General features: G+C 37.7%; 6 protein-coding genes. 2 read left to right on the top strand and 4 right to left on the bottom strand.

Translation table 11 applies throughout. From position 1 onward, the window contains the following. Positions 1-456: 456 nt before the first annotated feature. A complete protein-coding gene (gene apcB, locus AN490_RS06460; protein ID WP_148765767.1) occupies positions 457-966 on the bottom strand; it encodes an allophycocyanin subunit beta in 510 nt (169 codons plus the stop codon). Positions 967-1347: 381 nt separating this feature from the next. On the opposite strand from apcB, the gene glnA reads away from it, so the two are divergent. Then, entirely contained in the window at positions 1348-2763 is a 1416-nt protein-coding gene (gene glnA, locus AN490_RS06455) for a type I glutamate--ammonia ligase (RefSeq protein ID WP_015080355.1), read from the top strand. A gap of 68 nt (positions 2764-2831) precedes the next feature. Here glnA and AN490_RS06450 read toward each other — a convergent pair whose 3' ends face one another. The 3 genes from AN490_RS06450 to AN490_RS06440 all read right to left on the bottom strand — a co-directional run bounded on the left by AN490_RS06450 (position 2832) and on the right by AN490_RS06440 (position 5073). Further along, entirely contained in the window at positions 2832-3032 is a 201-nt protein-coding gene (locus AN490_RS06450) for a hypothetical protein (RefSeq protein WP_039200542.1), read from the bottom strand. Positions 3033-3363: 331 nt separating this feature from the next. Then, positions 3364-4410: a zinc-dependent dehydrogenase gene (locus AN490_RS06445; RefSeq protein ID WP_300001019.1), complete on the bottom strand. Its 1047-nt coding sequence runs from the start codon at positions 4408-4410 to the stop codon at positions 3364-3366. 222 nt (positions 4411-4632) lie between these two features. Further along, positions 4633-5073 carry a helix-turn-helix domain-containing protein gene (locus AN490_RS06440; protein ID WP_300001017.1) on the bottom strand — a complete coding sequence of 147 codons (441 nt, stop codon included), beginning with the start codon at positions 5071-5073 and terminating at the stop codon, positions 4633-4635. Between the two features lie 657 nt (positions 5074-5730). Here AN490_RS06440 and AN490_RS06435 point away from each other — a divergent pair. After that, a complete protein-coding gene (locus AN490_RS06435; RefSeq protein WP_300001015.1) occupies positions 5731-7848 on the top strand; it encodes a serine/threonine-protein kinase in 2118 nt (705 codons plus the stop codon). Positions 7849-7861 lie beyond the last annotated feature (13 nt).

The following is a 7861-nucleotide window of genomic DNA, read 5'->3' as shown; positions in this document are numbered from 1 at the left end:
TAAACTGCAATACTGTTAGGTATGACTACGCACTCAACCAAATTAGTTAAGTTTTTACGTTGTTTAGTTATACTTAAATTATGGAACTTTTAAAAGTATATCACACCTACTGTTACTAGTCAACGAGTTAGGCTAAATATTTTCGCCCGTGTCGCTTATATCTCAGCACGCTTTGTGACTGAGCTTTACGCTTACCGAGTAATCTTGTAAAATATCGTCAACAAGGTGGAACTAAAAAATCTCCGTTACCTGATTTCTACATAGGCGCTCATGCGGCAATTATGGATATGATGCTTTTAACCAGAGATGTGAATCGTTACCGCACTTATTTCCCTAGCTTAGAACTTTATAGTTCCAGAATTTTAATAGACATCTCCATGTTTTCGGGCGCAATTATGAGTAAAGACGTTCTATAGAACGCCTCTACCTTGTCCTCAGATGTCTATTGATGAAATCCTAAACATCAATCTCACTCAATTCACGAGTGATATGATCAAAAGGCTCATCCACAAAAGCAGTATTAGCAATACCAGCAGCCGCTACCTGTTCCTTAACAATACCCTTCATTATCTGGATACCCTGAACAGTTGAACCAATGGGTACACCCAAGGAATTGTAAGTTTCCCTGAGTCCTTGTAATACACGCTCATCCAGAACATTCATATTACCAGCCACTAGCGCATAGGTAGCGTAGCGGAGGTAATAGTCCATATCCCGCAAACAAGCGGCAAAACGACGGGTTGTATAAGCATTGCCACCAGGACGAATCAATTCTGGTAGTTCTTCAAATAACTTTGCCCCAGCTTGTTTGACAATTGCGGCAGCATTGGCATTAATCGCTGCTGCGGCTTGAACTCTAGCTGTTCCACTATCAAAGTAGGATTTGAGGGTATCAATGGCATTCCGGTCAAAATAACGCCCGGTTACGTCATAATTCTTAATTAAAGTTGTAACGGCATCACGCATTCTTTTTTCTCCCAATCATTAGTTATCTATGATTTGATATTAATTTGGTTGCCATGAAGCACCAACAAGATTCCGTGCCAATTCATATAAAATAGACACTGGCACAAAAACTATCCATCTGCTATCTAAGGATTTTATGCCAAAGTTGACCCCTGATGATGAATTTTCTAGTTTTGTACAGATTAAGTAAGAAAGAAAGAAAGGTTAACATAACCTGTAATCCAGACAATCTGTAACAAACATGACAAAATCATGTCAAGTTAACTATTTACGATATTCCAGGTGGTGTGTGACAACTTGGGTTAACGTAATATTATGAGAATGCTTGGGCAGACTCTGGGTTTATATTAGGTAATTGGCTACATCAGGAGTAAAGTAAAAATGACAACCCCAAAAGAAATCTTGAAGAAGATTCAAGACGAAAAAATTCAGATGATTGATCTGAAATTCATTGATACACTGGGAACTTGGCAACATTTGACCATGTACCAAGACCAGATTGATGAAAGTTCATTCTCTGACGGTGTACCTTTCGACGGTTCTAGTATTCGGGGTTGGAAAGGTATCGAAGAATCTGACATGACCATGGTGCTTGATCCTAACACCGCTTGGATTGACCCATTCATGAAAGAGCCAACTCTCAGTATCATTTGTAGTATTAAAGAACCCCGCACAGGCCAATGGTACAACCGTTGTCCTCGCGTTATTGCCCAAAAAGCGATAGATTATCTAGCTTCCACCGGACTTGGTGACACAGCTTTCTTTGGTCCTGAAGCTGAATTTTTCATTTTTGATGATGTCCGCTACGACCAAACCACCAACTCCGGTTACTACTACGTTGATTCTGTAGAAGGTCGTTGGAACACTGGTAGAGAAGAAGGACCTAACCTGGGTTACAAAACCCGCGTCAAAGAAGGTTATTTCCCAGTTCCTCCCACTGACAGCTTTCAAGATATGCGGACAGAAATGCTGCTAACAATGAAAGATTGTGGCGTACCCATTGAAAAGCAACACCATGAAGTTGCGACTGGTGGTCAGTGCGAACTTGGTTTCAAATTTGGTAAGTTGATTGAAGCCGCTGATTGGTTGATGACTTACAAGTATGTGATCAAAAACGTGGCTAGAAAGTATGGCAAAACCGTCACCTTCATGCCAAAACCCATTTTTGGCGATAACGGTTCTGGTATGCACTGTCACCAATCTATCTGGAAAAATGGTCAGCCCCTATTTGCAGGTGACAAGTACGCTGGTATGAGCGAAATGGGACTTTACTACATTGGTGGTATTCTCAAACACGCTCCAGCATTGTTGGCAATCACCAACCCCACTACCAATTCTTACAAACGCCTTGTACCTGGTTATGAAGCACCTGTAAACTTGGCTTATTCCCAAGGTAATCGTTCTGCTTCTGTGCGGATTCCTCTTTCTGGAGACAACCCCAAAGCCAAGCGTTTAGAATTCCGTTGTCCAGACGCTACTTCTAACCCTTACTTGGCTTTTGCGGCTATGCTTTGTGCTGGGATTGATGGTATCAAAAACAAAATTCATCCTGGTGAACCCTTAGATAAAAATATCTATGAACTTTCACCAGAAGAATTGTCTAAGATTCCTTCTACTCCTGGTTCTTTAGAATTGGCTTTGGAAGCTTTGGAAAATGATCATGCTTTCTTGACTGAAACTGGCGTTTTCTCTGAAGACTTTATCCAAAATTGGATTGATTACAAAGTTGCTAACGAAGTTAAGCAAATGCAATTGCGTCCACATCCTTATGAATTCTTCTTGTATTACGATTGCTAATTGCAATAATTACTAACGTACAACTAGTGAATTTTTTAGCCACCCTCTGGGGTGGCTTTCTTTTTCACTTAACTCATCGTCGCTTGGCTACGTCCATAAAGCGTTTGGGTAGCGGGGTCCATTTTTCCTTGAATGGGATTCCAGTAGTGAGATATTTCTTCATGCAAACCAAGTTCTTGTGCAGCACGCATTAACATGGATTGTTGACGATTCTTAGCTTGCTGATGTTGACGTACCATTAGTTGACGGGCTTTTTCTTGAATAGACATAACACTACCTCCCTGTATTTATTTACTAAGGAATAATTTACTATCCCCTGCGATCTGATGATAACACAAAAATCTGTAGCGTAAACTACAGAATCTTAAATGAATAGGATTGATATGATTATATCTCCTCTATCCTGCTTGCATCTTCGATGAGAACATAAAAATCTGTAGCGTAAACTACAAAATGATATTTTTGTTATAAAACTTCATGAAATTGGTCAGTTGTCAGTTGTTAGTTGTCAGTTGCAAAAGAATATTTTTCTCCCCAACTCCCCCAACTCCCCCAACTCCCCCAACTCCCCCAACTCCCCCAACTCCCCCAACTCCTCCACTATGGATAAATCAAAATCTTATAAGTTTCCGCCGTGGGGGCGATCGCTTGGTCTACGGCTTGTGATAAATTTTGGAGGGGATAGCGATCGCTAATTAAGGCTTTCACATCAATGCGGCGATTAAATACGATGTCCGCAGATAGGCTTTGCAGGCGGTAGGATGAGCTATAACTGCCCATTAAATCTATTTCCCGACGGTAGAGAGTATTGGGGTTAATGGGGATTGTCAACTCGTCTGGGAACTCCGCAAAGAAGAGAATTTTTCCACCTTTGCGAGTGCAGTCTAAAGCTTGGAAAAATGCTTTGTCACTGGGAACAGCTAACAAGGTGACATCAACACCCATTCCCCCAGTTAAAGCTTGAATTTTGGTAGATAAATCAGCGTCACGGGCATCAAAAGCTGCTTCTGCGCCTACTTCTAGAGCTTTTTCAATTCTAGATGGTAAGAGGTCGGTAGCGATCGCTTTCGCTCCAAAATACTTCACCAACATCATAAACATTAACCCAATTGGACCAGCCCCAGTTACTAATACAGTTTGTCCCGGTGCAATTTGAGCTTTTTTCACCGCTTTTAAACAGCAATTAGTCGGTTCAACAAAACTCGCCTCCTCAAAACTGATATCATCAGGAATGGGAATTAAGCCACCATTTTCGACAATGTGACCTGGAACTTTCACATACTCCGCAAAACCGCCACCACTGGCGTTAAAACCTGCGGTAGTCGAGATATTTTTATAAACATCGCACATCGAGAAATTATCATTCAAGCAGTAAGCGCAACGCATACATGGTATATGGTGCATCACCGCTACCCGTTGTCCTACTGTCCAGCCTTTTACCTGTGAACCAACAGCCGCAATAGTTCCAGCGGTTTCATGTCCAAATATGCGTGGCGGTTCATACAAAGGATAACGAATCTTTTTAATATCGGACTGACACAAACCCACAACCCGCACCTGCACCAGCACTTCATCTGCGTCTAGGGTAGGAACTGGGATTTCCTCGTAGGATAATTGATTTACGCCTCTAAATACTTGTGCTTTCACGTTGGTTTTCCACTATTCAACGTTACTAGATTTAACATTTTGTGGTCAACTTTAGGTTATGGAAGTATGGATTTTTTCAACAAATCCTGGTATTTGGTTATTTAATTTATCTAGTAATTGAATCAAAGTTAAAGGAGTTCTTTTATATTTTTGAGATTGTGTGAGTAAAATTTTAACCATTGTTTGAGTGTATTCTTCAAATAGTTCACCGAGAAAATTTACTCATTCCTCATAATCATACAGTCCCGCTTCTTCAGTTACTTCAATAAGTTCCTGTAGGCATTTTTTCCGGTTTATATCACGTTGTTCTTTATATTTCATTAAATCATCAAACCGGACACGCCGATGTGTTCCCACTCTAATACAAGGAATTTCACCTTGATCTAATAACTTAATCAGGTAAGGACGGGAAACTTTGAGAAGGTCTGCGGCTTTTTGTGTTGTTAATTCTTTATCCTGAATGACTACAGATATTACCTTACCTAATGCTAGTGCATGAACAGTCTGATATAATACCTGATAAGCTGATTCGGGAATGGGAATTTCTTGACCGTCTACTCCTACTAATTTTGGTTGAGCGCCTTCAGAGGATGTTTTAAAAGTTTTTAATGTGTAAACAGACCCCTCTCCAAACCTCTCCCCTACCAGGGGTAAAACCCCCATTCCCTTGTAGGGAAGGGGGGGAGGGGGGTTAGGTTTTTGGAGATTATGGGTTTCATATAATACTTTTCAAACAACCTCTCAAGCTGGAGTATACTTTCAAGATGCTTGATAGATGATTTTTCCGGTTCTTGAGCCATAACTGACTCTAAAGGAGGGTTTTGCTCAGTGATAGTCTTCATAGTGAATACATATTTGATATCCATATCATATATTTTATATCCTCTAAACGCAATATCCGCAACAGAAATCAAATAAAACATACTTTGTGAAACGTTGTGACAAAGCAATAGATTTTGGACAAGTTTATTTTTTGTACATTTTTATTGAGAAGCTAGATAAAATCTTGTAAATTCTCATCACAATTTGACATATCTGTAAACAAAAATACAGTTTAACAAATGATTTGTATGGGAGAATATAGGTAAAGAAATAATTATTTTCACCTAAAATATAACTGCAATTTTCAACCAAAATATACATCACCATAATAATGGCAAAATGCCGTTATTTTCTATTTAAAATGAGATATCATCAAAATAATTGGCAATAATACATCTTCCCTACTTGTGAATTTCCAGGTTAAATATAATTACTAATTGCCGTAGTCAAATCTAGGTTTATCTATATATTTTATCATGCAGATGCACCATATAGATTATGATCTGCTGTCTAAATCCCGATTGTTCAAATCCTCAAAATCCAAATAATCATCAAATTTGTCAAACTTGTCACACTCCGTTAGTGCCACTTTTGAGAAATCGGTTTCGTGTACTCCGTGTTCTTTCTGATGAAGGTGGATTTGGCAGAACTTATATATCAGAAGATATTGATAAATTAAATGAATTATGTGTAGTTAAACAACTAGCACCAAAATTTCAAGGTACTTGGTCACAAAAAAAAGCAATTCAGCTATTCTCAGAAGAAGCAAGACGACTTCAAGAATTAGGAGAACATCCCCAAATTCCCACATTAATAGCTTATTTTGAACAAGATAATTGTTTATATTTAGTACAACAATTTATTGATGGTCAAAATTTATTTAATGAATTAAAGTCTCGAAGAATTTATAAAGATTGGGATATTCAATCTATTTTATTAGATTTATTACCAATTATCAAATTTGTGCATCAACATGGAGTAATTCATCGTGATATTAAACCAGAAAATATTATTCGTCGAAAATCTGATGGGAGATTAACACTTATTGATTTTGGTTCTTCTAAACAGTTAACTGCACAAGTACAGCGAAAAAATGGTACTTCTATCGGTTCCCATGGTTATTCTCCCATTGAACAAATTAGAGATGGAAAAGCCTATCCCGCAAGTGATTTATTTGGTTTGGGTGCTACTTGTTTTCATCTATTAACAGGAATTTCTCCTTTTCAATTATGGATGGAATATGGTTATGCTTGGGTAGAAAATTGGCGACATTATTTACGTTTTTCTTTGAGTTTAGAATTAGTAGAAATTATAGATAAGCTACTACAAAAAGAAATACAGGATCGTTATCAATCTGCTGATGAAGTAATTAGAGATTTGATGAAAAAGCATACTCATATTCTACCAGCAGCGAATCATACAATTATAGAATCACCTAGAAAAAATTCTCACCCACATTCATCAAAATATATTTGGGTTAGAAATTTAATTTTCATCTTGGGGATAATTGTTTTTTTGGGATTAGCAGAATCTGGTTATCGAGAATTTCGCAAGTTAAAAACTAATTTTTCTTTTGGTTGGAGTCAACCTCGCAATAGTCCACCAATATCTGAAATATCAGCAAAAAAATTATCTTTAGTCAATACTTTTTCTGGACATAAAAGCAAAGTTTTGTCAGTGGTTATGAGTCCAAATGGTAAACTGATTATCAGTAGTGGTGATTGCGAGAAAAGTAGTAATAGTCAATGTCATAATATTAAATTATGGGATGTCATAACAGGTAAAGAAATTACCAGTCTCCAGGGACATTCCCAAAATGTTAATGCAGTAGCTATAACTGCTAATGGGAAAACTTTAGTTAGTGGTAGTGATGATAAAACTATTAAAATTTGGAATTTACAAACAAATCAATTAATTCACACCTTAAAAAGTCATACTGATGCGATTCATAGTTTAGCTATTAGTGGTGATAGTAAAACTTTAGTTAGTGCTAGTGATGATAAAACTATCAAAATTTGGAATTTAACAACAGGTAAGCTAATTCGTACTTTAATTGGTCATAAATATTGGGTACGTTCTGTAGATATTAGTCCTGATGGTGTCACCTTAGCAAGTGGTAGTTTTGATAAAACTATTAAACTATGGAATATTAATCAAGAAGAACCGATTCAGACTTTAAGTACCAGTTCACAAACAGTCATAGCTGTGGCTTTTAGTCCTAATGGTAAAATTTTAGCAAGTTCCAGCCGCGACCGCACAATTAAATTATGGAATCTACAAACCCTAAAAGAAATTCGGACTCTCATGGTAGAAGATAATAGTGTTAATACTATTGCTTTTAGTCCTGATGGTAAAATTTTAGCAAGTGCTGGACGAAATATTTCTGGAGAACAAATCTATCACACCATTAAACTCTGGAACGTGGCTACAGGAGAGGAAATGCTAACATTGACGGGACATAGTAATGCTGTTATCTCCCTTGCTTTTAGTGCTGACGGGAAGTTTTTAGTTAGTGGTGGTGAAGATAATTTAATTAAAATTTGGCAGATTCCAGTCAATAATGACGAAAATTTTTCCCGTCGAGGTTTGGTACTTGATAAAACTAAATTTCGGTAAGTAGGTGAACGGA

It is taken from the genome of Anabaena sp. AL09 (genome assembly GCF_001672255.1).
In the GTDB taxonomy this organism is placed as follows: Bacteria; Cyanobacteriota; Cyanobacteriia; order Cyanobacteriales; family Nostocaceae; genus Dolichospermum; species Dolichospermum lemmermannii.
Note: the sequence above shows the minus strand (reverse complement) of the source record. Positions and strands in the feature narration are given on the sequence as shown.

Bases quoted from the DNA above. Each gene is read 5' to 3' on its own strand.
- apcB (WP_148765767.1), bottom strand. From the start codon at position 966: ATGCGTGATGCCGTTACAACTTTAATTAAGAATTATGACGTAACCGGG.
- glnA (WP_015080355.1), top strand. From the start codon at position 1,348: ATGACAACCCCAAAAGAAATCTTGAAGAAGATTCAAGACGAAAAAATT.
- AN490_RS06450 (WP_039200542.1), bottom strand. From the start codon at position 3,032: ATGTCTATTCAAGAAAAAGCCCGTCAACTAATGGTACGTCAACATCAG.
- AN490_RS06440 (WP_300001017.1), bottom strand. From the start codon at position 5,073: ATGGGGGTTTTACCCCTGGTAGGGGAGAGGTTTGGAGAGGGGTCTGTT.
- AN490_RS06435 (WP_300001015.1), top strand. From the start codon at position 5,731: ATGATCTGCTGTCTAAATCCCGATTGTTCAAATCCTCAAAATCCAAAT.